This is a genomic window from Pseudomonas sp. SLBN-26 (assembly GCF_006715895.1).
Lineage (GTDB): Bacteria > Pseudomonadota > Gammaproteobacteria > Pseudomonadales > Pseudomonadaceae > Metapseudomonas > Metapseudomonas otitidis.
The window spans coordinates 4,130,342-4,152,151 of record NZ_VFOB01000001.1; the positions used below are offsets into that span (position 1 = coordinate 4,130,342).

A 21,810-nucleotide genomic window follows, 5' to 3' on the forward strand; every position below is an offset into this window, starting at 1 on the left:
GGCTCAGGCAGGCAGGAAGTCGGCGGCGTCGAGCTCGACCAGGTGCGGCTCGGCGCTCCCGTCCAGCTCGCCGAGCAGCGCACCCAGCGCCTCCAGGCCGGCCACGCGGTGGTGGCGGACATGGCAGGCACGGGCCAGGGCGGCGAAGTCCGGCGCGAGGATGTCCACCCCCAGCGGCGGCACCTCGCGGGCCAGCATGCTGTCGCGGATCTCGCCGTAGCAGCGGTTGTTCCACAGCACCAGGATCACCCCGGCACCGGCCTCGCGGGCGGCGATCAGCTCGGCGCTGGAGAACTGCAGGCCGCCATCGCCCACCAGCGCCAGCACCGGGCGACGGGGGCAGGCCAGCTTGGCCCCGATGGCCGCCGGCAAGGCGTAGCCGAGGGTGCCGTAGCCGGTGCCGGCGTTGAACCAGCTGGCCGGCGCCGGGGCCCGGTAGCCCAGGGCGCCCTGGTAGACCGGCTGGGTGGAGTCGCCCACCAGGATCGGTGCCGGCAGGCTGTCGCGCAGGGTGTCCAGCAGGGCCTGCATCGCCCGTTGCCGGGGGCTCCAGCCGTCGCGCTCGCAGGTATTGACCCGCGCCACGGCAGCCCGGGCCCAGTCACCGTCGCCCGCTCCGGCGGGCAGTGCCGCCAGCAGCGCCTCCAGGCCAAGACGGGCATCGCCCAGCAGGCCGACGTCGGCCCGGGCGGCACCGAGTACCTGCAACGGATCGATGTCCAGGCGGATCAGCGGCGCCTCGACGCGGAAGGGGCCGAGGCCGAAGAAGTCGTAGTCGGTCTCGCCCAGCTCGGTCCCGACGGCAAGGACCGCATCGGCCTCGGCGAACAGCGCCCGGCCGTGGGCAGCGGATTGCACCCCGTCGAGCAGCAGCGGATGCCCGGGCTCCAGCAGGCCCCGGGCGTTGGTGGTGAGGGCCACCGGCGCCTGCAGGCGCTCGGCCAGCTGGCGCAGGGCAGGGCCGGCACCCCGGGCCCCGCCGCCAGCGAGGATCAACGGGCGCCGGGCGCGGGCCAGCAGGGCGACCGCCTCGGCCACGGCGGCCGGTGCCGGCGCGGCAGCCTCGGGCAGCGGGCGCGGACGCAGGTCCAGGCCATCGGCGGGCATCTCCAGCACGTCCAGGGGAATCTCGATGTGCACCGGGCGCGGGCGGGCGCAACGGAACAGGCCGAAGGCGCGGGCCAGCACCTCGGGCAGTTCGTCGGGGCGCTGCAGGGTGTGGCTGAAGGCGCAGACGCCGGCGACCATGGCGCGCTGGTCCGGCAGCTCGTGGAGGTAGCCGTGGCCCAGGGCCTGGTGCTCGCGGCGGCTGGTGGTGGAGATCACCAGCATGGGCACCGAGTCGGCGTAGGCCTGGCCCATGGCGGTGAGGATGTTGGTCATGCCCGGGCCGGTGATGATGAAGCACACCCCCGGCTTGCCGCTGGCACGGGCATAGCCGTCGGCCATGAAGCCGGCCCCCTGCTCGTGGCGCGGGCTGACATGCCGCAGGCGGCTGCCGTGCAGGCCGCGATACAGCTCGACGGTATGCACGCCGGGAATGCCGAAGACGGTGTCGACACCGTAGCCTTCGAGCAACTGGACGAGCGCCTGGGCACAACGGGCCATGCGAGCACCTCTTGTTCTGGTTATGGGCTCCCGGCTTCCGCCGGAGGAAGGGCTCCAGTATTGGTGAACGACACGCAACTACAATCGAATTGTTTTTGCCTTATTGTTCGATCCTGCTCACCATTCGACCTTTACCGCCGCCCTGGAGCCGCCCATGCGCTTCCCTTCGATGACAGCCCTGCGCGCCCTCGACGCCGTCGCCCGGCTGGGCAGCGTCTCCGCTGCCGCCCGCGAGCTGAGCCTGACCCGCAGCGCCATCAGCCACCAGATCAGCAGCCTGGAAGAGGCCCTCGGCTTCGCCCTCACCGAGCGCATCGGCCGTGGCATCGGCCTCACCTACCGGGGCGAGCGCTACGCCCGGGAGGTGCAGCGGGCGCTGTCCAGCCTGCGCGAGGCCGCCCTGGGGCTGGACCAGCAGGAGGTCTCCGGGCGGCTCTGCGTGAGCTGCAACCCCGGCTTCGCCACCTACTGGCTGTGCCACCACATCGGCTCCTTCCAGCGCCAGTACCCGCAGGTGCAACTGCAGGTGGTCTCGCCCCGCACGCCGGACGACACCCGCAACCCCCAGGCCGACCTGTTCATCGCCTACGGCATGGGCGACTGGCCGGACCAGTGGGTGGAGCAGATCGTCGCCTTGCGCTTCTTCCCGGTGTGCAGCCCACGCCTGATCAATGCCCACGGCGGGCTCAAGCACCCAACCGAGCTGGCGGGCTTCCCCCTGCTGCACATGAACGACCACAGCGACTGGCGGGTCTGGCTGGCCACCGCCGGCGCCTCCCAGGTGGACGCCTCCAGCGGCATCGTCTTCTCCGACGCCCATTGCGCCCAATCGGCCTGCATCGCCGCCCAGGGCGTGGCCATCGGCGACAACCTGCTCAGCGGCGATGCCCTGGCCCGGGGCCTGCTGGTGCGCCCCTTCGAGACCAGCATCGATTCGCCCCGGGGCTACTACCTGGTGGCCGACCCGTTGAAGGCGGAACGCCCGGCGGTGCGCGCCTTCGGCAACTGGGTGCGGCACCAGCTGCAGGCCACCACCGGCGACCTGCGCCGCGAGCGGCCCCACCCGGGCGAGCCGCAGGCGCTGGTTTGACAGCCCCCACGCCTTCACGGAAGCTGCCGCCTTCCGTGCCCATGCGCCACAGCGGACGTCTGCATGCCTGATCCGAGCCCCACGCCCTCCACCCGCCCACGCCGCAGCTACGTGCTGCCGGTGCTGCTGTCGCTGGCGGTGCTGCTGGGGCTGGGCAGCTGGCTGTGGATCGCCGGCGGGCGCCCCTACACGCCGGCCAGCACGCCCCGCGCCAGCCTCGACGACAGCCCCGCGCAATGGGTGGACGAGCAGCAGTGCGCCACCTGCCACGCACCCCAGGCCCGTGCCTGGAAGGGCTCCCACCACCAGCTCGCCCTGCAGGAAGCCAGCGCCAATACGGTGAAGGGCGACTTCAATGACGTCCGCTTCGAGGATGGCGCCGGCGCCACGCGCTTCTTCCAGCGCGACGGCGGCTTCTGGGTGAACACGGCAGGAGCGGACGGCCAGCAAGGCGACTACCGCGTGGCCTGGGTGATCGGCGTCGAACCGTTGCAACAGGTCCTGCTGGCGTTCCCGGACGGGCGCTACCAGGCCCTCGACATCGCCTGGGACGTGCAGCGCCAGGCCTGGTTCCGCCTGCCGGCGGGCCAGGGCGTCGACAGCAGGGCCGACAGCCACTGGGCCCAGCCCGGGCAGAACGCCAACCTGCAGTGCATCGACTGCCACACCAGCGGCTTCCAGAAGAACTACGACGCCGCGACCGACCGCTATGCCAGCCAATGGCAGAGCCCCGGCGTCGGCTGCCAGGCCTGCCACGGCCCGGCCTCGCGCCACCTGGAGTGGGCGCACTTCAGCGGCCTGCACGCCCAGGCCGGCTTCAGCCTGGACCTCAGCCGCGCCAGCAGCCGCCTCCAGGTGGAAAGCTGCGCGCGCTGCCACGCCCGTCGCACGCCCCTGGGCGAGGGCTACCAGGTGCAGGACCGTTTCATGGACGACTACCTGCCCGCCGCCCTGACCCGCGAGTTGTACGAGCTGAATGGCCACTTCAAGGAGCAGGTCTACGAATACGGCGCCTTCACCCAGAGCCGCATGTACGCGCGCGGCCTGAGCTGCACCACCTGCCACGACCCCCACGCCGGCACCCTGAAGGTGGAAGGCGACCGCCTCTGCACCCAGTGCCACAACCCCGAGGGCCGCAGCCGTGTCGCCGGCATCGACGACCGGGGTCTGCGGGCGCGGGACTACAGCAGCCCCGACCACCACCACCACCGCTCCGGCGAGGCCGGCTCGCGCTGCGTCGACTGCCACATGCCGTCACGCACGCTGCTGGGCAACGACCTGCGCCACGACCACCGCTTCAGCCTGCCGGACCCGGCCCACGCGCTGAAGCTGGGCACCTCGGATGCCTGCCAGGCCTGCCACGCCAACCTGCCCAACGAGACCCTGGTGGGCGAGTTCGAGCGCTGGTACGGCCGCACCCAGGCCGGTGCGCCACGCTATGACGAGAGCCTGGCCCTGGTGCGCCAGGGCAAGCCGGGCGCCTCGCGGGCGCTGTTCCAGCAGCTGGAGCGTGCCGACCTGCCGGCCATCCGCCGCGCGACCCTGCTGGCGGAGCTGCCGGCCTACCCCAGCGAGCGGGCACTGAAGGTGGCCGCCAACGACCTCAACCACGCCGCGCCCCAGGTGCGCGAGGCGGCCATCCGCGCCGTCAGTGCCCTGCTGCCGCCGGAGCAGCGCCGCGACCTGCTGGGCCCGCTGCTGAGCGACCGCGTGCGCGCCGTGCGCATCGCCGCCGCCCGCGACCTGCTGGGCATGCGCACCACCGGGCTGGGCAACTACCAGCGCGCCTGGAGCCAGGCCATCGGTGAATACGAGGCGGCCCTCAGCAGCCAGGCCGAGCGCCCGGAGGTGCAGCTGGCCCTGGCCGCCCTGCAGCAGGCCGACGGCCGTGCCGACCAGGTGGAAGGCCGCCTGCGCACCCTGCTGGCACGCAACCCGGACTACCTGCCCGGCACCGTCGCCCTGTCCCAGTGGCTGGACGCCAACCAGCGCGGCGACGAAGCCCTGGCCCTGCTGGACCAGGCCCTGGCCCAACACCCCGAGGCGGGCGCCCTGCACCATGCACGGGGCCTGGCCCTGCTGCGCCGGGGTGATCGCAGCGGCGCGCTGCAGGCCCTCGAACACGCCGTCCGGCTGGAGCCGGTCAACCCGGGCTACGGCTACGCACTGGCCACTCTGCTGCACGATGCCGGCCGGCTGGAGGAGGCCTGCCGGCGCCTGGAGCTGGTGCTGGAAAGCCAGCCGGCCCACCGCGAGGCCCGCCTGGCGCTGATCGCCTACTGGCGCGAGGCGGGGCAGATCCAGCGGGTGCAGGCCCTGCTGGCCGAGCTGGAGCAACTGAACCCGGACGACCCGGCGCTGCGTCGCGAGTGACGCCACGACGGTTCGCATCGAGCCGGCGGAACTCCGGGCACGGGCCTAGAATCCAAGGTGTCAGGTCCCCCCAACACCCTGGAGCCCGCCATGCGTACCCGTCTTGCTGCCACCGTCCTCGCCCTGATCGCCCTCCCCGCCGGTTCGGCCATGGCCGATACCTTCTGGCGCAACGTGATCTCCTCCGGCGCCACCACCGCCTCCACCTATGTCACCTTCAAGGACCACAAGCTGATCGTCGCGGCCCGCGAGGATGCCAGCAGCTTCGTCGCCAGCGACGGGCAGATCCGTGGCCCTTACCTGGAGGCCGCGCTGCGCCAGGTGCGCGCCGACAACCCCGGCCTCACCGCCAGCGACGAGGAGCTGGCCAGCGCCATCCTCGCCAGCGAATAACGCGAAACGGACGATACGCCGCACGGAACGCAACGGGAGGCCGGGTTAGACTGGCCTCCCGCAACCGGCACAAGGACCGCGCCCCATGGGCAATCCGATTCCCACCCTCAAGGTCATCCTGATCCTCACCATCGCCGTCGACATGTTCTGGTTCGGCGACCGCCTGCTGTCGATCTTCGGCTTCAGCTTCTACGAGATCCTCCCCGACAAGCTGATCAGCCTCATCGCCCTGATGAGCAACGCCCTGATGATCCTCTTCAACGTGCTGCTGATCGGGCTGCTCTCGCGGCTGCAGCTGAAGGACGAAAACTGAGCGCACGCCACCACCGCCCGGCAGGGGCAGCGCTCTGGCATCTGTAGGCAAACGATTGGGAATAAACGCAGCCCGACCGTTGGTGACACCGGCCGGGCGCGCCCCATTGCGGGGCGCAAGCGTGATCAGGCTTCGGCGACGGCGGCGTAGCCGGCAGCGTCCAGCAGCTTGTCCAGCTCGGCGGTGTTGGTCGGCTTGAGCTTGAAGAACCAGGCGCCGTAGGGATCGCTGTTGACCAGCTCGGGCGAGTCGGCCAGTTCTTCGTTGATGGCGATCACTTCGCCGGAGACCGGCGCATAGATGTCGGACGCGGCCTTCACCGACTCCACCACACCGGCTTCCTGGCCAGCGGCCAGGGCCTTGCCCAGCTCCGGCAGTTCGACGAAGACCACGTCGCCCAGGGCCTCCTGGGCATGGTCGGAGATGCCGACGGTTACGGTGCCGTCGGCTTCCAGGCGCGCCCACTCGTGGCTGGCGGCGTAACGCAGGTCGGCGGGAATGTTGCTCATTGTTCTGGCTCCTAAGGACAGTGGCGGGCAGCCCGCCTGGGAAATTTAGATCAAGGCCCTGCCATTGCGAACGAAGTTCGGCTGGACCACGCGAACCGGGTACCACTTGCCACGGATCTCCACTTCGGCGCGCTCACCGGTGGCCGCCGGGACCCGCGCCAGGGCGATGGACTTGCCCAGGGTGGGGGAGAAGCTGCCGCTGGTGATCTCGCCATCGCCGATGCCCTCGACCCGCACCACCTGGTGGGCGCGCAGCACGCCGCGCTCTTCCAGCACCAGGCCCACCAGCTTCGGGTGGGGGCCGGCGGCGCGCTCGGCCTCCAGGGCGCTGCGGCCGATGAAGTCACGCTCGGCGGGCTCCCAGGCGATGGTCCAGCCGAGGTTGGAGGCCAGGGGCGAGGTGTTCTCGTCCATGTCCTGGCCGTAGAGGTTCAGGCCGGCCTCCAGGCGCAGGGTGTCGCGGGCACCGAGGCCGATGGGGGAGATGCCGGCGCCGACCAGCTCGTTGAGCATGTCCACGGCCTGGTCACGGGGGAACATGATTTCCAGCCCGTCTTCACCGGTGTAGCCGGTGCGGGCGATGAACCAGTCGCCTTCGGGCAGGCCCTGGAAGGGCTTGAGTTCATGGATCAGCGCGGCGCGTGGGCTGCTCACCAGGTCGGCCAGGCGCTGGCGCGCGGTGGGGCCCTGGATGGCCAGCAGGGCCAGGTCGTCGCGCAGGGCCAGGCGCACGTCGAAGGCTTCGGCGTGGCGCTGCATCCAGGCGATGTCCTTGTCACGGGTGGCGGCGTTGACCACCACGCGGTAGCCCTCAACGGTGAGGTAGACGATGAGGTCGTCCACCACGCCGCCCCGCTCGTTGAGCATGACGCTGTAGAGCGCCTTGCCGGGGCTCTGCAGGCGGCTCACGTCGTTGGCCAGCAGGCGCTGCAGGTAGGCCGTGGCCTGGCTGCCGGCAACGTCGACGACCGTCATGTGGGACACGTCGAAGACGCCGCAGTCGCTGCGCACCTGGTGGTGCTCCTCGACTTGCGAGCCGTAGTGCAGCGGCATGTCCCAACCGCCGAAATCGACCATCTTGGCGCCAAGGGCCAAGTGCAGGTCATGGAGCGGTGTGCGCTGTCCCATGGGTTTCTCCTTCCGGGCTTGGCGAACTGCGATCCGCGCTCAAGCCCCCGCCAATCCTGGCGTTCAGGGCTGCCGGGGGCCTTTCGTGACACGGGGTCCGAGGGGCGGGCCGCAACGAATGGCGCGCATTGTAGCTGCAAGGTCGGAGACTGGACACCCGACGGGTGACCGGCTGGTCGAGCGGCTATACGCCACCCATCGGGCGGGCCGAACGGCGGATCAGCAGCACCACCGGCAGCAGCCCCACCAGCACCAGGCTGAGGGCCGGCAGCGAGGCCCGTGCCCACTCCCCTTCGCTGGTCATCTCGAAGACCCGCACGGCCAGGGTGTCCCAGCCGAAGGGGCGCATCAGCAGGGTGGCGGGCATTTCCTTGAGCACATCGACGAACACCAGCAGCGCGGCGCTCAGCAGCCCCGGTGTGAGCAGCGGCAGGTAGACCCGGCGGAACAGGCCGAGCCCGCCCACGCCCAGGCTGCGGGCCGCCTCCGGCAGTGACGGGCGGACCCGCGCCAGCGCGCCTTCCAGCGGGCCGTGGGCCACCGCGAGGAAGCGCACCAGGTAGGCCACCAGCAGGGCACTGAGCCCACCCAGCAGCAGCGGCTTGCCGCCCCCGCCGAGGGCAGAGGACAGCGGCACGACGACGGCCCGGTCCAGGTGGCTGAACACCAGCATCAGCGCCACCGCCAGCACCGAACCGGGCAGGGCGTAGCCGAGGTTGGCCAGGCCCACGGCGGCCCGCACAGGCCGCGTCGGCTGCTGGCGCCGGGCGAACACCAGCAGCAGGGCGACGCCCACGGTGATCAGCGCCGCCAGGCCGGCCAGGGCCAGGCTGTGCAGCACCAGTGCCTGGTAGCGCTCGTCCAGGTCGAAGCGGCCGCGCTGCCAGAACCAGGCCAGCAGCTGCAGCAGGGGAATGACGAAGGCGCAGGCGAACACCAGGGTGCACCAACCGCTGGCAGCCAGGGCGCGCCAGCCCTGCAGCCGGTAGAGCGGTGCGCCGCGACCGCGCTCCTTGGCCGGGCGCGGCACGCCCCGGGCACGGCGCTCGCCGTAGAGCACCAGGCCGACGCCGAGCAGCAGCAGGCTGGCCAGCTGGGCGGCGCTGGACAGGCTGAAGAAGCCGTACCAGGTCTTGTAGATGGCGGTGGTGAAGGTGTCGAAGTTGAACACCGAGACGGCGCCGAAGTCCGCCAGGGTCTCCATCATGGCCAGTGCCAGCCCGGCACCGATGGCCGGCCAGGCCACCGGCAGGGCGACCCGCCAGAACGCCTGCCAGGGGGACTGCCCGAGGGTGCGGGCGGCTTCCATGAGGCCGCGCCCCTGGGCCAGGAAGGCGGCCCGCGCCAGCAGGTAGACGTAGGGGTAGAACACCAGCGACAGCACCAGGATGACGCCCCCGGTGGAGCGCACCCGGGGCAGCCGCACGCCGCTGCCGAACCACTCGCGCAGGGCGCTCTGCACCGGGCCGGCGAAGTCGAACAGGCCGATGAAGACGAACGCCAGGACATAGGCCGGGATGGCGAAGGGCAGCATCAGCGCCCAGTCGAGCCAGCGCCGGCCGGGGAATTCGCAGAGCGCCACCAGCCAGGCCAGGCTCACCCCGAGCAGGGTGACGCCGGTGCCGACGCCGAGCACCAGCACCAGGCTGTTGCCCAGCAGGCGGGGGAGCTGGGTGTCCCAGAGGTGGGCCCAGATCTCCCGGTCCACGTCCTGCCAGGCCAGCAGCAGCACCAGCAACGGCAGGACCACCAGGCTGGCGGCGGCGAATGCCGGCCAGTGCCAGTGAAGGCGCGGCGAGCGCGGGGGCGCCGGCTCGCCGCTGGCGGGGTTCGCCAGAACCCCTTGGGCGGGGCTCAGCGCCACGCCACCCGGTCCATCATGCGGATGGCCTCGGCCTGGCGCTGGCCGGTGACTTCCACCGGCATGTCGTCGGCCTTGAAGGGGCCCCAGGCGGCCACTTCGTCAGACGGGTTCACCTTGGGGTTGGCGGGGAACTCCTGGTTGAGGCTGGCGAACAGGCCCTGGGCGTCGGGGCCGGTCATCCACTCCACCAGGGCGCGGGCCGCCTCCGGGTGCGGCGCGTGGCGGGTCAGGCCGATGCCGGAGAGGTTGACGTGCACGCCACGGTCCGCCTGGTTGGGCCAGTAGAGCTTGGCGCGCAGCTGCGGGTTCTGCTTGTGCAGGCGCCCGTAGTAGTAGGTGTTGACGATGCCGACGTCGCACTGGCCGGCGTCCACGGCCTGGATCACCGCGTTGTCGTCGGCGAAGGGGTCGGTGGCCAGGTTGGCGACCCAGCCCTTGAGCACCTGTTCGGCACGCTCGGCGCCCTGGGCTTCGATCAGCGCGGCGGTCAGCGACTGGTTGTAGACCTTCTTCGAGGAGCGCAGGCACAGGCGGCCTTCCCATTCCGGGCCGGCGAGGGCTTCGTAGGTGGAGAGGTCTTCGGGCTTCACCCGCTCGGTGGAGTAGACGAGGGTGCGGGCCCGCAGGGACAGGCCGGTCCACTGGTCGCTGCTGGAACGGTACTGGGCGGGGATGTTGGCCTTGACCGCATCCGAGCCCAGGGGCTGGAGGATGCCCATCTGCTCGGCCTGCCAGAGGTTGCCACCGTCGACGGTGAGCAGCAGGTCGGCCACGCCGTTCTCGCCCTCGGCCTTGATGCGCTGCATCAGCGGCGCTTCCTTGTCGGTGATGAAGCGGACCTTGACGCCGGTCTTGACGGTGTAGGCATCGAACACCGGCTTGATCAGCTCGTCGATGCGCGAGGAGTACACCACCACCTCGTCGGCGGCTTGCACGCTGGGGATGCCAAGGCCGACGGCCATCAGGGTGAGAAGGGTCTTGCGCGCCTTCATTGCTCATGCCTCTCGTGGTCGGAAAGGCTGGCGATAGTAATCAATCTCAGTTGCATGCAGGCCGGCCATGTATGACCGGGTGTTTCTCCGGGGCGCGAGGCCCCGGACGGTCAGGCGCGGGCGAGGTCCGGCAGGTCCCCGGAGAGGCCGAGGGCCTGGCGCACGAACAGCGCCTTGGCCTCGGGCTGCTGGTTGACCCAGCGCAGGCCGGCATTGCGCAGCCAGCGCAGGGGCAGCGGGTCGGCCTGGAACAGGCGCTCGAAGCCCTCCATGGCCGCCATCATCCCCAGGTTGTAGGGCATGCGGCGGCGCTCGAAGCGGCTGAGCACCTTCTCGTCCGCCAGGCGCTCGCCACGGGCATGGGCGTGCAGCAGCACTTCGGCCAGCACGGCGGCGTCGAGGAAGCCGAGGTTGACCCCCTGGCCCGCCAGCGGGTGGATGGTGTGGGCGGCATCGCCGATCAGCGCCAGGCCGGGCTCGACGTAGCGCTTGGCATGGCGCTGGCGCAGGGGGATGCACAAGCGCGGGTCGCTGTGCTCGACGCGCCCCAGGCGGTGCTCGAAGGCCTCGCCGAGGGCGCTGCAGAAGGCTTCGTCGCCCAGCGCCATGAGCCGCTCGGCTTCTTCCGGGGTGACGGACCAGACGATGGAGCACCAGTGCTCGTCGCCCTGGCGGTCCAGCGGCAGGAAGGCCAGCGGGCCGTCGTCGGTGAAGCGCTGCCAGGCGGTGCGCCGGTGCGGCTGCTCGCAGCGCACGCTGGTGACGATGGCGTGGTGCAGGTAATCCCATTCGCGGGTGGCGCAGCCGGCCAGGCGGCGTACGGCGGAGTTGGCGCCGTCGGCGGCGATCACCAGCGGGGCACGGAGCTGGCGGCCGTCCACCAGGGTCAGCAGCCAGTCGTCGCCGGAATGGCGCAGGTGTTCGAGGCGGGCATTGGGCATCAGGCCGATGCCGCTGTCGTGCAGGGGCTCCAGCAGGGCGTCCTGCACCACGCGGTTCTCGACGATGTGGCCGAGCACGTCGGCATGGACGCTGGCGGCGGAGAAGTGGATGGCGCCGGTGCCGGTGCCATCCCAGACCTGCATCTCGCCGTAGGGGCTGGCGCGCCGCGCGACGACGCCCGGCCAGGCGCCGAGACGGTCGAGGATGCGCTGGCTGGCGGCGGACAGGGCGCTGACGCGGGGCTCGAATGCGGCCTCGGCATCGAAGGGCTTGACGCTGAGGGGGCTGCCGTCGATCAGGAGGATGTCCAGCCCGCTGTCCTTGAGTGCCAGGGCCAGGGCGCTGCCCACCATGCCTGCACCGACGATGATCAGATCCGCTTGCATGTCCGTTCCTTATGCGCCTTGTCGCGCCTGCGGCTTGAGCCGCACGTAGAGGGTCTTTCGCACCCGGGCCACCAGGGTGCCTTGGCCGTCGTGCACGTCGACGTGCAGGTCGGGCAGGTACTTGTCGCCGCCGGCGGTGTGCTGGCGGATGCGCTCGATCAGCGCGTCATCGATGTGGAACTCGGCGTACACCGGCCCGCGCCCGGGGGCGATGAAGTCGATGTGGGCGGCCTTGTCCCAGACGATGTAGTCGCGCCCCAGCAGCTGCATCAGCATGAGCATGTAGAAGGGGTCGGTCATGCTGTAGAGCGAGCCGCCGAACTGGGTGCGGACGTAGTTGCGGTTGTACCAGCCCAGGCCCATCTTGACCCGCACCAGGCGGAAGTCTGCGCTGATCTGCCGCACGCGGATACCCGCCCCGAGGTAGGGCGGGTAGAGGTTCAAGGCCCAGCGCAGGATGCGCGCCTTGCGCGCCAGTCGGCGGTCCGCCATGGCGCGGTCAGACCGGGCGGGTGCCCAGGCCCATGGCCTGGCGGGCGAACCAGCGCTTGGCCGGGGGCAACAGGTCGAGGCCGAGCAGGCCCAGGTTGCGCCCGGTGGCCAGCAGCGGCTCCTTGTTGGAGAACAGCCGCGTGACCTGGTCGGAGAAGCCGACGGTGAGGTCCTGGTCCAGGCGCTGGCTGGCGAGGTAGCCCTGCAGGGTGGCGAGGTCGCCCAGGGGCGCGGTGCTGGCCAGCAGGGTTTCCGCCAGGGCCACGGTGTCGCGCAGGGACAGGTTGTAGCCCTGGCCGGCGATGGGATGCAGGCTGTGGGCGGCGTTGCCGAGCACCACCAGGTTGGGGCGCACCTGCTCCTCGGCCTCGATCAGGGTGAGCGGGTAGAGGTGGCGGGCGCCGACCTGGGAGAAGGCGCCCAGGCGGTAGCCGAAGGTGGCCTGCAGTTCGCCGAGGAAGGCACGGTCGTCGAGGCCGGCCAGGCGCTGGGCGTCATTGCCCGGCCGGGTCCAGACCAGCGCGCAGCGGTTCTCCGGCAGCGGCAGCAGGGCCATGGGGCCTTCGTCGGTGAAGCGCTCGAAGGCCTGGCCACGGTGGGATTCCAGCGGGCTGACGTTGGCGATCAGCGCGGTCTGCCCGTAGGGGTTGCGGCGCACGCCGATGCCCAGCTGCTCGCGCAGGCTGGAGCGGCCGCCGTCGGCGAGGATCGCCAGGTCGCATTCGAGCTGGGTCTCGTCGTTGAGGCTGAGGCGGTAGCCGCCTTCCAGCGGCTCCATGCGCACCACTTCCGCCGGGCAGTGCCAGGTGACCACGTCCGGATCCAGGGCCTGCCAGAGGCACTGCCCGAGCCAGGCGTTCTCCACCACGTAGCCGAGGGCGGGGACGCCCTCTTCGATGGCAGCCAGCCGCGCCGCACCGAAGCGGCCGCGGTCGGAGACGTGGATCAGCAGGATGGGCTCGGCGCGCTGGGCGATGGCCGGCCAGAGGCCGAGGCGTTCGTAGATGCGCCGGGTGCCGAAGGAGAGGGCGGAGGAGCGGGCGTCGTAGCTGGGCTGGTAGCTGTTGCCGGGGGCGAAGGGCTCGATCAGGACGATCTTCCAGCCCCGCTCGCGGGCACCTTGTTGCAGGGCCAGGGCCAGGCTGGCACCCACCAGGCCGCCGCCGACGATCGCCAGTTGGGTGCGGGCCATGTCAGGCGGCCTCGCTGCGGGCGGCGGCCATCAGGGCTTCGATCTCGGCGACGGTCTTGGGTACGCCACCGGTGAGGATCTCGCAGCCTTTCCGGGTGACCACGACATCGTCTTCGATGCGCACGCCGATGCCGCGCCACTTCTTCGGCACGTCCTGGTTGTCGACGCCGATGTAGATGCCGGGCTCGACGGTCATCGCCATGCCGGGCTCGAGGACGCGCCATTCGCCGCCGACCTTGTATTCGCCGACGTCGTGCACGTCCATGCCCAGCCAGTGGCCGGCACGGTGCATGTAGAAGGGTTTGTAGGCTTCGCGGGCGATCAGCTCATCCACCTCGCCCTGCAGCAGCCCCAGTTCCACCAGGCCGGCGGTGATGACCCGCACGGTGGCTTCGTGAGCTTCGTTCCAGTGCTTGCCGGGGGCGATCTCGAGGAAGGCGGCCTCCTGGGCGGCCAGCACCAGCTCGTAGATGGCCTTCTGCTCGGGGCTGAAGCGGCCGCTGACGGGGAAGGTGCGGGTGATGTCGCTGGCGTAGCAGTCCAGCTCGCAGGCGGCATCGATCAGCACCAGGTCGCCGTCCTTGAGGAGGGCGTCGTTCTCGCGGTAGTGCAGGATGCAGGCGTTCTTGCCGGCGGCGACGATGGAGCCGTAGGCGGGCATCTTCGCGCCGCCCTTGCGGAACTCGTATTCCAGCTCGGCTTCCAGGCTGTATTCGTAGAGGCCGGCGCGGGCGGCCTGCATGGCGCGGACATGGGCACGGGCGGAGACTTCGCCGGCCTCGCGCATGACCTTGATCTCGGCGGCGGACTTGTACAGGCGCATGTCGTGCAGCAGGTGGTCCAGGGCGACGAACTCGTTCGGCGGCTGGGCGCCCTGGCGGGCCTTGGAGCGGATCACGTTGACCCACTCCATGAGGTGGTGGTCGAACTCGGGGTTGGTGCCGATGGAGTAGTAGACCCGCGAGCGGCCTTCGATCAGGCCGGGGAGGATGTCGTCGATGTCACCGATGGGGAAGGCGTCGTCCGCGCCGTAGTCACGGGTGGCGCCGTCCTGGCCGGCACGCAGGCCGTCCCACAGTTCACGCTCGGGGTCACGCTCACGGCAGAAGAGCACGTACTCGCCGTGTTCCCGTCCGGGGATCAGCACCATCACCGCTTCCGGCTCGGGGAAACCGCTGAGGTACTGGAAGTCACTGTCCTGGCGGTAGACGTGCTCGACGTCGCGGTTGCGGATGTACACCGGCGCGGCGGGCAGGATGGCGATGCTGTTGGGCACCATCTGCTCCATCAGCGCCTTGCGGCGACGGGCGAATTCGGACTTCGGGATACGGGTCATGCGCGCTCCTTGATCGAGGGTGCCGGGATGGCACCCGTGACGCGGGTCAGTGCAGGGAGGTCTTCGGCGCCGGTGCGGCGCCCCGGTTGCATTCGCTGAACAGCAGCAGGGGGGCGACGCGCAGGTACTCCATCACTTCCATGTAGTCGGTCTCGCCGTCCTCGGAATCTTCCAGGGCGCTCTGCACCTGGGCGATGGAAGCAAGGTCCTGTAGGACTTCGACCGCTTCGCCTGACAGCGCACCTTCACGCGCGGTGAGGCCGAAGCCGCCAAGGAAACCCTGGCACCACTGGCCCAGGGCCGCTGCGCGTTCGGACAGGGGCGTTTCGTCGTCGGGCAGCAACAGCACGACGGCCATCTCGCCGCCGGTGAGTTCGCCCTTGACCATCTCCTGCAGGCCGATCAGGGCCTGGCGCAGGTTGTCCTCGGGCGAGGCGCCGAGCAGTTCGGCAGCATCCTCCAGCCAGGGCTCGGGCTCGAAGCCGGCTCCGGCGCAACTGCGCCCCAGGAGCAGGCCGTGGAGTTCGGCAGGGGAAACGGGCTGGCCGGTGCTGGCGAGCAGCGCGGCGAATGCGGAATACGGGGAGTTCGGGCTGGGCATGGGTGGCTAGGCGCCGGGGGGCGCAATCACTAGAATGACGGCCTCGTATCCTAGCATCGGCACGCGCGCCAAGACCATGCGACGTCGCCGCGGGGTTTGTCCCTGGATCGGGCCGGTCCTGTATAGTCCCCGTCCACTCATCGCCGAGTAGAAAGCCCATGGAAGATGCCGACCTGAAAGCACTCGCCACCCGCCTGGAACACCTGATCCAGCGCGTGGAGCAGCTCAAGGCGCACAACCGGCAACTGCTCGCGAACGAGAGGATGTGGAAAGAAGAACGCGCTCATCTGATCGAAAAGAACGAACTGGCCCGGCAGAAGGTCGAAGCGATGATTTCGCGCCTGAAAGCCCTGGAGCAGGATTCATGACCCAGTCCAATACCGTCACCGTCCACATCCTCGACAAGGATTACTGCATCGCCTGTCCCTCGGACGAGCGCGCCAACCTGGAAAGCGCCGCCCGCTACCTGGACGGCAAGATGCGCGAGATCCGCAACAGCGGCAAGGTAATCGGCGCCGATCGCGTCGCCGTGATGGCGGCGCTCAACATCACCCACGAACTCCTGCACAAGCAGCAGCGCCTCGACCAGGAGGCCACGTCCACCCGTGAACGGGTGCGCGACCTGCTGGAACGGGTCGACCACGCCCTGGCCACCGATCAGGATGCACCCGGGGCCTGACGCCACCGACCTTTCTTGGGGTATACTCGCCGCCAGCTCCCTGGTGTGTTTGCCAGTCGGTGATGTCCCTGAGCCGATACGCACAACCACGGGGGTTGTAAGTGGGGCCGGTGTGCATGTCCGCCTGACGGAAAGCCTTAACGCCTCCTGCAACCTCCACCTTGAACTTTCGGGTTCAAGGGCTAACCCGACAGCGGCATAACCGGGGAGTCATATTTTCATGGTCACTGCCGGCACCCTCTCCCGCCCGGCCCTGCGGCGCCTCCTCAGGCAACAACGCCGCCAGCTCTCCCCCCTCCAGCAGAAGAAAGCCGCCCGTGCGCTGTACCGTCAGCTCGCGCAGCACCCGCTGTTCCGCCGTGCCCGCCACCTGGCGCTGTACCTGCCCAACGACGGCGAGATCGACCCGCGACCGCTGCTGCGCGAGGCCCAGCGACGGGGCAAGGCCACCTACCTGCCAGTGCTCAATGCCTGGCCGCGCACGCGCATGGCCTTCCAGCGCCTGATGCCCGGCGAGCGCCTGGTGCGCAACCGCTTCCGCATCGAAGAGCCGCGCACCAATACGGCGCGGCAGCGGCCGGTGTGGACGCTGGACCTGCTGCTGATGCCGCTGGTGGGATTCGACGAGGAAGGCGGCCGTCTGGGCATGGGCGGCGGCTTCTACGACCGCAGCCTGGCCTACCGGTCACGCCGCAAGCAGGGGCAGAAACCGACGTTATTGGGCCTGGCCCATGAATGCCAGAAGGTGGATCGGCTGCCGCTGGCGAGCTGGGACGTCCGCCTCCAGGGCACGGTGACGGACGGCGGCTGGTATCGCTGAGGGCGCCGGAAGGACGGGCGCCCGGGGGTCAGGGCTGTTGCTGCTGGGTGATCACGCCAGCGGGAGCGCTGCCCTGGCGCTGCTCCCAGAGGCTCTGGGTGTAGCCCGTGGTGACCACGCCCAGGCCGAAGATGATGACCAGTACCCAGAGAAGATCGGGTTTACGCTTCATCGAAATGCCTCCCCCTTCAAGGCATGGTGCCCGCGATGACTTGCGGCGATTTTCTGGTTTTTTGAGTGGGCTGTGCGGCAACGTCCGGCTCGAAGCGCGGCATTTTCAGGCAAGCCGTGATAACGCGCAATTATGACGCCAACCGATTGTCGGCTAATCGTTACATTTCTTTCCGTTGGCGCAAGGACCACTTTTCAGGAGCAAAGTTCATGCCCCACTGGCTGATGAAATCGGAACCCGACGAACTGTCGATCCACGACCTGCAACGCCTCGGCCAAGCGCGCTGGGACGGGGTGCGCAACTACCAGGCGCGCAATTTCATGCGTGCGATGAACCCGGGCGACCTGTTCTTCTTCTACCACTCCAGCTGCCCGGAGCCGGGTATCGCCGGGATTGCCCGCATCGTCGGCGCCACCTACCCCGACCCGACGGCCCTGGACCCGCAGAGCCACTACTTCGACGCCAAGGCCAGCCACGAGAAGAACCCCTGGAGCGCCCTGGACGTGGAATTCGTCGAGGCCTTCGCGCGGGTCATCCCCCTGGCGCAGCTGCGCGAGGCAGAGGCCCTGCAGTCAATGCCGTTGGTGCAGAAGGGCTCGCGCCTGTCGGTGATGCCGGTGACCGATGCCGAATGGCAGGCCGTGCTGGCCCTGCGCTGAAACCGCAGCCCGTCAGGGCTGCACGATCAGGTTGTTGAACAACAGGTCCTCGACCAGCGGCTTGCCTTCTTCCTGGTTGAGCGCCTGCTGCACCTGCTTGAGCGCTTCCTGGCGCAGTGCTTCCTTGCCCTCCACCGAGCTGAGCGACTCGTCGGTCTGCTGGGCGAACAGCATCACCAGCTGGTTGCGGATCAGCGGCTCGTGGTACTCCACCGACTTCTTCGCGTCTTCCCCGGTGACCCGCAGGGAAATGTCGGCCTTGAAGTACTTCAGCTTCGGCCCGGCGCCGTAGTTGCCTACCAGCGCGGGCACCAGGTCGAGATAAAGCACCTTGGGCGCCTCGCCCTCCTTGGCCCCTCCCTCGGATTCCGAGGCGAAGGCGGAGAAGGGGATCAGCAGGGCCAGCAGCAGAGCGAGAGTGGTCTTCACGGGAGGGATTCCTGATGGGGCGTGCCCGCTAGCATAGCCACAGCCCGGGGCGAGCCCAAGCCCGATGCTTATGCAGCCCTATCAGGACCGGCCATGCTCGTTGACCGACCCTGCCCCCCGCCTACACTGCCTGACCACAGGGCCGGCGCCGGGCCGGTCGCCAACGAGGATCGAATCCCCCATGAAAGCCGTCCTGTGCAAGGCCTTCGGCCCCGCCGAGACCCTGGTGCTCGAAGAGGTTGCCAGCCCCGAGCCGAAGAAGAACGAAGTGCTGATCGACGTGCACGCCGCCGGGGTCAACTTCCCGGACACCCTGATCATCGAAGGCAAGTACCAGTTCAAGCCGCCGTTCCCCTTCTCCCCGGGTGGCGAAGCCGCCGGCACCGTCGCCGCCGTCGGCGAGAAGATCACCCACCTCAAGCCCGGCGACCGGGTCATGGCGCTGACCGGCTGGGGCAGCTTCGCCGAGCAGGTGGCCGTGCCCGGCTACAACGTGATGCCGATCCCCAAGGGCATCGACTTCAATTCCGCCGCCGCCTTCGGCATGACCTACGGCACCTCCATGCACGCGCTCAAGCAGCGCGCCAACCTGCAACCGGGGGAAACCCTGCTGGTGCTCGGCGCCTCCGGCGGCGTCGGCCTGGCAGCGGTGGAGATCGGCAAGGCCATGGGCGCGCGGGTCATCGCCGCCGCCAGCAGTGACGAGAAGCTGGAAGTGGCCAAGGCTGCCGGCGCCGACCTGCTGATCAACTACAGCACCAGCAGCCTGAAGGAGAAGGTCAAGGAACTGACCGGCGGCCAGGGTGCGGACGTGATCTACGACCCGGTGGGTGGCGACCTGTTCGACGAAGCCATCCGCTCCATCGCCTGGAACGGCCGCCTGCTGGTGGTCGGCTTCGCCAGCGGCCGCATCCCCGAGTTGCCGGTGAACCTGACCCTGCTCAAGGGCGCGGCGGTGGTCGGCGTGTTCTGGGGCTCCTTCGCCCAGCGCCAGCCCCAGGACAACCTGGCCAACTTCCAGCAGCTGTTCGCCTGGCATGCCGAAGGCAAGCTCAAGCCGCTGGTGTCCCAGACCTTCCCCCTGGAGCGGGCCGCCGAGGCCATCAACGCCCTCGGCCAGCGCAAGGCCGTGGGCAAGGTGGTGGTCACCGTCCGCTGAACCCTGGCCCCGGCAGCGCCGGGGCCTGCCCCATCACCCCTGCGCCAGCAGGGGTGGCGGGCGACGCGCGTACCACTGCGTCGCCTGCTCGTAGGCATGGGCCAGTTGCAGCACCGCCAGGTCCGCGTGGTGCCGACCGATGACCTGCATCCCCATCGGCAACCCCATCTCGTTGAACCCCACCGGCACGCTGGCCACCGGGCAGCCGGACAGGGTTCCGGGGATCACCACCTCCATCCAGCGGTGGTAGGTGTCCATGGACCTGCCAGCGATGGCCTTCGGCCAATCCCAGTGCTTGTCGAAGGGAAACACCTGGGCGCTGGGCAGCAGCAGGAAGTCATAACGCTCGAACAGGCGGCTGATGGCGCGGTACCAGTCGCTGCGGGTGACGGACGCGCGGTACACCTCCATGGCCGACAGCTGCAGGCCATTCTCCACCTCCCACACCGCCTCGGGCTTGAGCCGCTCGCGCCGCGCCGGATCGGCATGGGCCGCCGCCAGCGAGCCGGCCACCAGCCAGTGGCGCAGGGTTCGCCAGCAGGCCCAGAGGCGCTCCGGAGCAAAGCCCAGGGCCGCTTCCTCGACCTGGCAACCCAGTGCCTCGAAGTCCGCCAGGGCGCTGCCGCACAGCGCCAGCACGCCGGGCTCCATGGGCAGGTAGCCGCCCAGGTCACCGAGCCAGCCCAGGCGCGCGCCCGTGAAGTCCCGCTCCAGCGGCCCGGCGAAGGCCGCACCGGATTCGGCGATGGACAGCGGCGCGCGGGCGTCGAAGCCGGCCTGCACCGAGAGCAGCCAGGCCACGTCCCGCACGCTGCGACCCATCGGGCCCTCGTAGCCGAGCTGGTCGACGAACAGGTCGGCGCTGTCATCGAAGGGCACCCGCCCCTGGGACGGGCGGAAGCCGACGATGTTGTTGAAAGCCGCCGGGTTGCGCAACGACCCCATCATGTCGCTGCCGTCGGCCACCGGCACCATCTGCAGCGCCAGTGCCGCCGCCGCGCCGCCGCTGCTGCCACCGGCGCTGCGAACAGGGTCGTAGGCACAGCCGGTGACGCCGAAGACCGGGTTGTAGCTGTGGGAGCCGAGGCCGAATTCGGGGGTGTTAGTCTTGCCGATGAGGATCGCGCCGGCCGCGCGGATGCGCTCCACCATGATGCCGTCGCGCTCGGGCACGTGGTCGCGGAATAGAGGCGAACCGAAGGTGGTGCGGATGCCCCGGGTCAGCGACAGGTCCTTGATGGCGTGGGGCAGCCCGTGCATCCAGCCGCGGTACTCGCCGCGGGCCAGCTCGGCGTCGCGCCGGTCGGCCTCGGCCAGCAGTTGCGCCTCCGGCTGCAGGCTGACCAGGGCGTTGACCTCGGGGTTGAAGCGCTCGATCTGCGCCAGATAGGCCTGCATCACCTCGCGGCAGGACACCTGGCGCAGGCGGATGCGTTCGGCCAGCTCATGGGCCTGCAGCTGGACGAGTTCGGGGTGAAGCGTGTTCGGGCTCATGGCGTGCAGCCTTCTTCCAGTTCCATCGGGGTTCGGGTCGCGTCGCTCGCGGTGCGGGCGCGTTGCCGAGGCGAGCGATGCCGCTGCGCCTGCCGGAGCAGGCGCGCATCGTCAGGCCTCGGGAGAGTCGGGTCAGCGCATCAGGCTGGTCCAGATGCGGTCGGCCAGGCGGATCGCCCCTTCGCCGCAGGTCTGGCTGAACACCACGCGGGTGCCCTCGGGAATGTGCAACTCCGGTGCATCCTTGAGGCTGGCGTCCAGGTAGGGCTCCACACCCTTGATCGGGCTCTGGTGCTTGAGGAAGTTCTGGGTCAGCGCCGCGTTCTCCGGCTGGCTGAGGAAGGCGATGAAGCGCTTGGCGTTCTCCGGATGCTTCGCCCCGGCGGGGATCACCAGGTTATCCACCCAGGCCATCACCCCCTCCTTCGGGTAGAGGTAGGTGAGGCTCGGCTTCATCTCCCGCGCCCGCATGGACGAGCCGCCCCAGAACATCGACATGTCCACCTCGCCCGAGGCCAGGTTCTCGCGGATCGAACCGGCCTTGGAGCTGTAGGTCTTCACGAAGGGCTTCTGGTTCTTCAGCAGCGTCAGCACCTGCTGCATCTGCTTCGGGTCCTCGCTGCACAGCGGGATGCCCAGGTAGAGGCTGGCGGTGTCGATCACCTCGCTGGCCGAGTCGAACATGTTGATGCGCCCCTGCAGCGCAGCGGGCGGGGTGAACAGCACGGCGTAGCTGTCGGCCGGGCCGTCGTAGCGGGCGCGATCGAGCACCACGCTGGTGGTGCCCCAGATGAAGGGCACGGCGTAGGCGCCTTCCGGGTCCCAGGCGGGCTTCTTCAGCTGGTCCTGGATGTTGGCGTAGTAGGGCTGGCCGGCCGGGTCGAAGCGTTCCAGCAGCTTCTCCTGCACCAGGATCGGCACGAACTGGTGGGAGGGGATGGCCACGTCGTAGCCGGCGCCGCCCTGCTTGAGCTTGGCCAGCAGCGTCTCGTTGGAGTCATAGGAGTCCACGGTGACCTTGATGCCGGTCTCCTGCTCGAACTTGGCCAGGATCGGCGGCGAGAAGTAGCCGCTCCAGCTCACCACGTTCAACTGCTCGGCCGCCTGGGTGGCCGACGCCAGGCCCAGGGCCAGCGAAATACCTGCAACAGCACTCAATGTGTTCATCGTCTTGCTCCG

Annotated in this window: 23 protein-coding genes and 1 other RNA gene; 10 read left to right on the forward strand and 14 right to left on the reverse strand. The window is 69.7% G+C overall.

Going from position 1 to position 21,810, the window contains the following annotated elements; genetic code table 11:
• Positions 1–3: 3 nt before the first annotated feature.
• Positions 4–1,608: a 5-guanidino-2-oxopentanoate decarboxylase gene (locus tag FBY21_RS19060; RefSeq protein ID WP_142012960.1), complete on the reverse strand. Its 1,605-nt coding sequence runs from the start codon at positions 1,606–1,608 to the stop codon at positions 4–6.
• Positions 1,609–1,762: 154 nt separating this feature from the next.
• Here FBY21_RS19060 and FBY21_RS19065 point away from each other — a divergent pair, with 154 nt between their 5' ends.
• The 4 genes from FBY21_RS19065 to FBY21_RS19080 all read left to right on the forward strand — a co-directional run bounded on the left by FBY21_RS19065 (position 1,763) and on the right by FBY21_RS19080 (position 5,777).
• Complete coding sequence (locus tag FBY21_RS19065) at positions 1,763–2,698, forward strand: LysR substrate-binding domain-containing protein (RefSeq protein WP_074967073.1); 936 nt, start codon at positions 1,763–1,765, stop codon at positions 2,696–2,698.
• A 63-nt stretch (positions 2,699–2,761) separates the two neighbouring features.
• Entirely contained in the window at positions 2,762–5,071 is a 2,310-nt protein-coding gene (locus tag FBY21_RS19070) for a multiheme c-type cytochrome (protein ID WP_142012962.1), read from the forward strand.
• 90 nt (positions 5,072–5,161) lie between these two features.
• Positions 5,162–5,464 (forward strand): DUF2388 domain-containing protein, encoded by a 303-nt coding sequence (locus FBY21_RS19075; RefSeq protein ID WP_044402169.1) that lies wholly within the window; start codon positions 5,162–5,164, stop codon positions 5,462–5,464.
• An 85-nt stretch (positions 5,465–5,549) separates the two neighbouring features.
• Entirely contained in the window at positions 5,550–5,777 is a 228-nt protein-coding gene (locus FBY21_RS19080) for a hypothetical protein (protein WP_142012965.1), read from the forward strand.
• A gap of 125 nt (positions 5,778–5,902) precedes the next feature.
• Here the strand turns inward: FBY21_RS19080 and gcvH are convergent, their stop codons facing one another.
• The 9 genes from gcvH to FBY21_RS19125 form a co-directional block, all read right to left on the reverse strand.
• Positions 5,903–6,286, reverse strand: coding sequence for a glycine cleavage system protein GcvH (gene gcvH / locus FBY21_RS19085; protein ID WP_142012968.1), 384 nt, complete (start codon positions 6,284–6,286; stop codon positions 5,903–5,905).
• A 45-nt stretch (positions 6,287–6,331) separates the two neighbouring features.
• Entirely contained in the window at positions 6,332–7,414 is a 1,083-nt protein-coding gene (gcvT, locus tag FBY21_RS19090) for a glycine cleavage system aminomethyltransferase GcvT (protein ID WP_074967067.1), read from the reverse strand.
• 184 nt (positions 7,415–7,598) lie between these two features.
• Positions 7,599–9,251, reverse strand: coding sequence for an ABC transporter permease (locus FBY21_RS19095; RefSeq protein WP_142016515.1), 1,653 nt, complete (start codon positions 9,249–9,251; stop codon positions 7,599–7,601).
• 17 nt (positions 9,252–9,268) lie between these two features.
• The gene (locus FBY21_RS19100; protein WP_142012970.1) at positions 9,269–10,270 is read right to left on the reverse strand and encodes an extracellular solute-binding protein; all 1,002 of its coding nucleotides are present in this window, start codon (positions 10,268–10,270) and stop codon (positions 9,269–9,271) included.
• 110 nt (positions 10,271–10,380) lie between these two features.
• Positions 10,381–11,598: a 2-octaprenyl-3-methyl-6-methoxy-1,4-benzoquinol hydroxylase gene (locus FBY21_RS19105; protein ID WP_044402151.1), complete on the reverse strand. Its 1,218-nt coding sequence runs from the start codon at positions 11,596–11,598 to the stop codon at positions 10,381–10,383.
• 9 nt (positions 11,599–11,607) lie between these two features.
• Positions 11,608–12,090 carry a DUF4442 domain-containing protein gene (locus FBY21_RS19110; RefSeq protein ID WP_044402148.1) on the reverse strand — a complete coding sequence of 161 codons (483 nt, stop codon included), beginning with the start codon at positions 12,088–12,090 and terminating at the stop codon, positions 11,608–11,610.
• A gap of 7 nt (positions 12,091–12,097) precedes the next feature.
• Positions 12,098–13,282, reverse strand: coding sequence for a 2-octaprenyl-6-methoxyphenyl hydroxylase (gene ubiH / locus FBY21_RS19115; protein ID WP_142012973.1), 1,185 nt, complete (start codon positions 13,280–13,282; stop codon positions 12,098–12,100).
• A gap of 1 nt (position 13,283) precedes the next feature.
• Positions 13,284–14,618 (reverse strand): Xaa-Pro aminopeptidase, encoded by a 1,335-nt coding sequence (gene pepP / locus FBY21_RS19120; protein ID WP_044402143.1) that lies wholly within the window; start codon positions 14,616–14,618, stop codon positions 13,284–13,286.
• Between the two features lie 46 nt (positions 14,619–14,664).
• Positions 14,665–15,219, reverse strand: a complete 555-nt coding sequence (locus FBY21_RS19125) for a YecA family protein (protein ID WP_044402140.1) — start codon at positions 15,217–15,219, stop codon at positions 14,665–14,667.
• Positions 15,220–15,377: 158 nt separating this feature from the next.
• Between FBY21_RS19125 and FBY21_RS19130 the strand changes: the two genes are divergently transcribed.
• The 4 genes from FBY21_RS19130 (at position 15,378) to FBY21_RS19145 (ending at position 16,718) form a co-directional block, all read left to right on the forward strand.
• Positions 15,378–15,587 carry a TIGR02449 family protein gene (locus FBY21_RS19130; protein ID WP_044402137.1) on the forward strand — a complete coding sequence of 70 codons (210 nt, stop codon included), beginning with the start codon at positions 15,378–15,380 and terminating at the stop codon, positions 15,585–15,587.
• A complete protein-coding gene (locus FBY21_RS19135) occupies positions 15,584–15,898 on the forward strand; it encodes a cell division protein ZapA (protein ID WP_044402134.1) in 315 nt (104 codons plus the stop codon). The genes FBY21_RS19130 and FBY21_RS19135 overlap by 4 nt, the downstream gene beginning before the upstream one ends.
• Before the next feature lie 34 nt (positions 15,899–15,932).
• A non-coding RNA gene (gene ssrS, locus FBY21_RS19140) (6S RNA) lies at positions 15,933–16,111 on the forward strand.
• Positions 16,112–16,118: 7 nt separating this feature from the next.
• Positions 16,119–16,718 carry a 5-formyltetrahydrofolate cyclo-ligase gene (locus tag FBY21_RS19145; RefSeq protein WP_142012975.1) on the forward strand — a complete coding sequence of 200 codons (600 nt, stop codon included), beginning with the start codon at positions 16,119–16,121 and terminating at the stop codon, positions 16,716–16,718.
• A gap of 28 nt (positions 16,719–16,746) precedes the next feature.
• On the opposite strand, the gene FBY21_RS29600 is transcribed toward FBY21_RS19145, so the two are convergent.
• Complete coding sequence (locus FBY21_RS29600; protein ID WP_164707296.1) at positions 16,747–16,890, reverse strand: hypothetical protein; 144 nt, start codon at positions 16,888–16,890, stop codon at positions 16,747–16,749.
• A gap of 209 nt (positions 16,891–17,099) precedes the next feature.
• On the opposite strand from FBY21_RS29600, the gene FBY21_RS19150 reads away from it, so the two are divergent.
• Positions 17,100–17,549 (forward strand): EVE domain-containing protein, encoded by a 450-nt coding sequence (locus FBY21_RS19150; protein WP_142012977.1) that lies wholly within the window; start codon positions 17,100–17,102, stop codon positions 17,547–17,549.
• 12 nt (positions 17,550–17,561) lie between these two features.
• Here the strand turns inward: FBY21_RS19150 and FBY21_RS19155 are convergent, their stop codons facing one another.
• A complete protein-coding gene (locus FBY21_RS19155; protein WP_142012979.1) occupies positions 17,562–17,978 on the reverse strand; it encodes a flagellar basal body-associated protein FliL in 417 nt (138 codons plus the stop codon).
• A 181-nt stretch (positions 17,979–18,159) separates the two neighbouring features.
• Between FBY21_RS19155 and FBY21_RS19160 the strand changes: the two genes are divergently transcribed.
• The gene (locus FBY21_RS19160; protein WP_142012982.1) at positions 18,160–19,137 is read left to right on the forward strand and encodes an NADPH:quinone oxidoreductase family protein; all 978 of its coding nucleotides are present in this window, start codon (positions 18,160–18,162) and stop codon (positions 19,135–19,137) included.
• A 33-nt stretch (positions 19,138–19,170) separates the two neighbouring features.
• On the opposite strand, the gene FBY21_RS19165 is transcribed toward FBY21_RS19160, so the two are convergent.
• A complete protein-coding gene (locus tag FBY21_RS19165; protein WP_142012984.1) occupies positions 19,171–20,631 on the reverse strand; it encodes an amidase in 1,461 nt (486 codons plus the stop codon).
• A gap of 132 nt (positions 20,632–20,763) precedes the next feature.
• Complete coding sequence (locus FBY21_RS19170; protein WP_142012986.1) at positions 20,764–21,798, reverse strand: extracellular solute-binding protein; 1,035 nt, start codon at positions 21,796–21,798, stop codon at positions 20,764–20,766.
• Positions 21,799–21,810: the final 12 nt, after the last annotated feature.

Coding starts and splice junctions, on each gene's coding strand:
- FBY21_RS19060 (WP_142012960.1), bottom strand. CDS start 1,608: ATGGCCCGTTGTGCCCAGGCGCTCGTCCAGTTGCTCGAAGGCTACGGT.
- FBY21_RS19065 (WP_074967073.1), top strand. CDS start 1,763: ATGCGCTTCCCTTCGATGACAGCCCTGCGCGCCCTCGACGCCGTCGCC.
- FBY21_RS19070 (WP_142012962.1), top strand. CDS start 2,762: ATGCCTGATCCGAGCCCCACGCCCTCCACCCGCCCACGCCGCAGCTAC.
- FBY21_RS19075 (WP_044402169.1), top strand. CDS start 5,162: ATGCGTACCCGTCTTGCTGCCACCGTCCTCGCCCTGATCGCCCTCCCC.
- FBY21_RS19080 (WP_142012965.1), top strand. CDS start 5,550: ATGGGCAATCCGATTCCCACCCTCAAGGTCATCCTGATCCTCACCATC.
- gcvH (WP_142012968.1), bottom strand. CDS start 6,286: ATGAGCAACATTCCCGCCGACCTGCGTTACGCCGCCAGCCACGAGTGG.
- gcvT (WP_074967067.1), bottom strand. CDS start 7,414: ATGGGACAGCGCACACCGCTCCATGACCTGCACTTGGCCCTTGGCGCC.
- FBY21_RS19100 (WP_142012970.1), bottom strand. CDS start 10,270: ATGAAGGCGCGCAAGACCCTTCTCACCCTGATGGCCGTCGGCCTTGGC.
- FBY21_RS19105 (WP_044402151.1), bottom strand. CDS start 11,598: ATGCAAGCGGATCTGATCATCGTCGGTGCAGGCATGGTGGGCAGCGCC.
- FBY21_RS19110 (WP_044402148.1), bottom strand. CDS start 12,090: ATGGCGGACCGCCGACTGGCGCGCAAGGCGCGCATCCTGCGCTGGGCC.
- ubiH (WP_142012973.1), bottom strand. CDS start 13,282: ATGGCCCGCACCCAACTGGCGATCGTCGGCGGCGGCCTGGTGGGTGCC.
- pepP (WP_044402143.1), bottom strand. CDS start 14,618: ATGACCCGTATCCCGAAGTCCGAATTCGCCCGTCGCCGCAAGGCGCTG.
- FBY21_RS19125 (WP_044402140.1), bottom strand. CDS start 15,219: ATGCCCAGCCCGAACTCCCCGTATTCCGCATTCGCCGCGCTGCTCGCC.
- FBY21_RS19130 (WP_044402137.1), top strand. CDS start 15,378: ATGGAAGATGCCGACCTGAAAGCACTCGCCACCCGCCTGGAACACCTG.
- FBY21_RS19135 (WP_044402134.1), top strand. CDS start 15,584: ATGACCCAGTCCAATACCGTCACCGTCCACATCCTCGACAAGGATTAC.
- FBY21_RS19145 (WP_142012975.1), top strand. CDS start 16,119: ATGGTCACTGCCGGCACCCTCTCCCGCCCGGCCCTGCGGCGCCTCCTC.
- FBY21_RS29600 (WP_164707296.1), bottom strand. CDS start 16,890: ATGAAGCGTAAACCCGATCTTCTCTGGGTACTGGTCATCATCTTCGGC.
- FBY21_RS19150 (WP_142012977.1), top strand. CDS start 17,100: ATGCCCCACTGGCTGATGAAATCGGAACCCGACGAACTGTCGATCCAC.
- FBY21_RS19160 (WP_142012982.1), top strand. CDS start 18,160: ATGAAAGCCGTCCTGTGCAAGGCCTTCGGCCCCGCCGAGACCCTGGTG.
- FBY21_RS19165 (WP_142012984.1), bottom strand. CDS start 20,631: ATGAGCCCGAACACGCTTCACCCCGAACTCGTCCAGCTGCAGGCCCAT.
- FBY21_RS19170 (WP_142012986.1), bottom strand. CDS start 21,798: ATGAACACATTGAGTGCTGTTGCAGGTATTTCGCTGGCCCTGGGCCTG.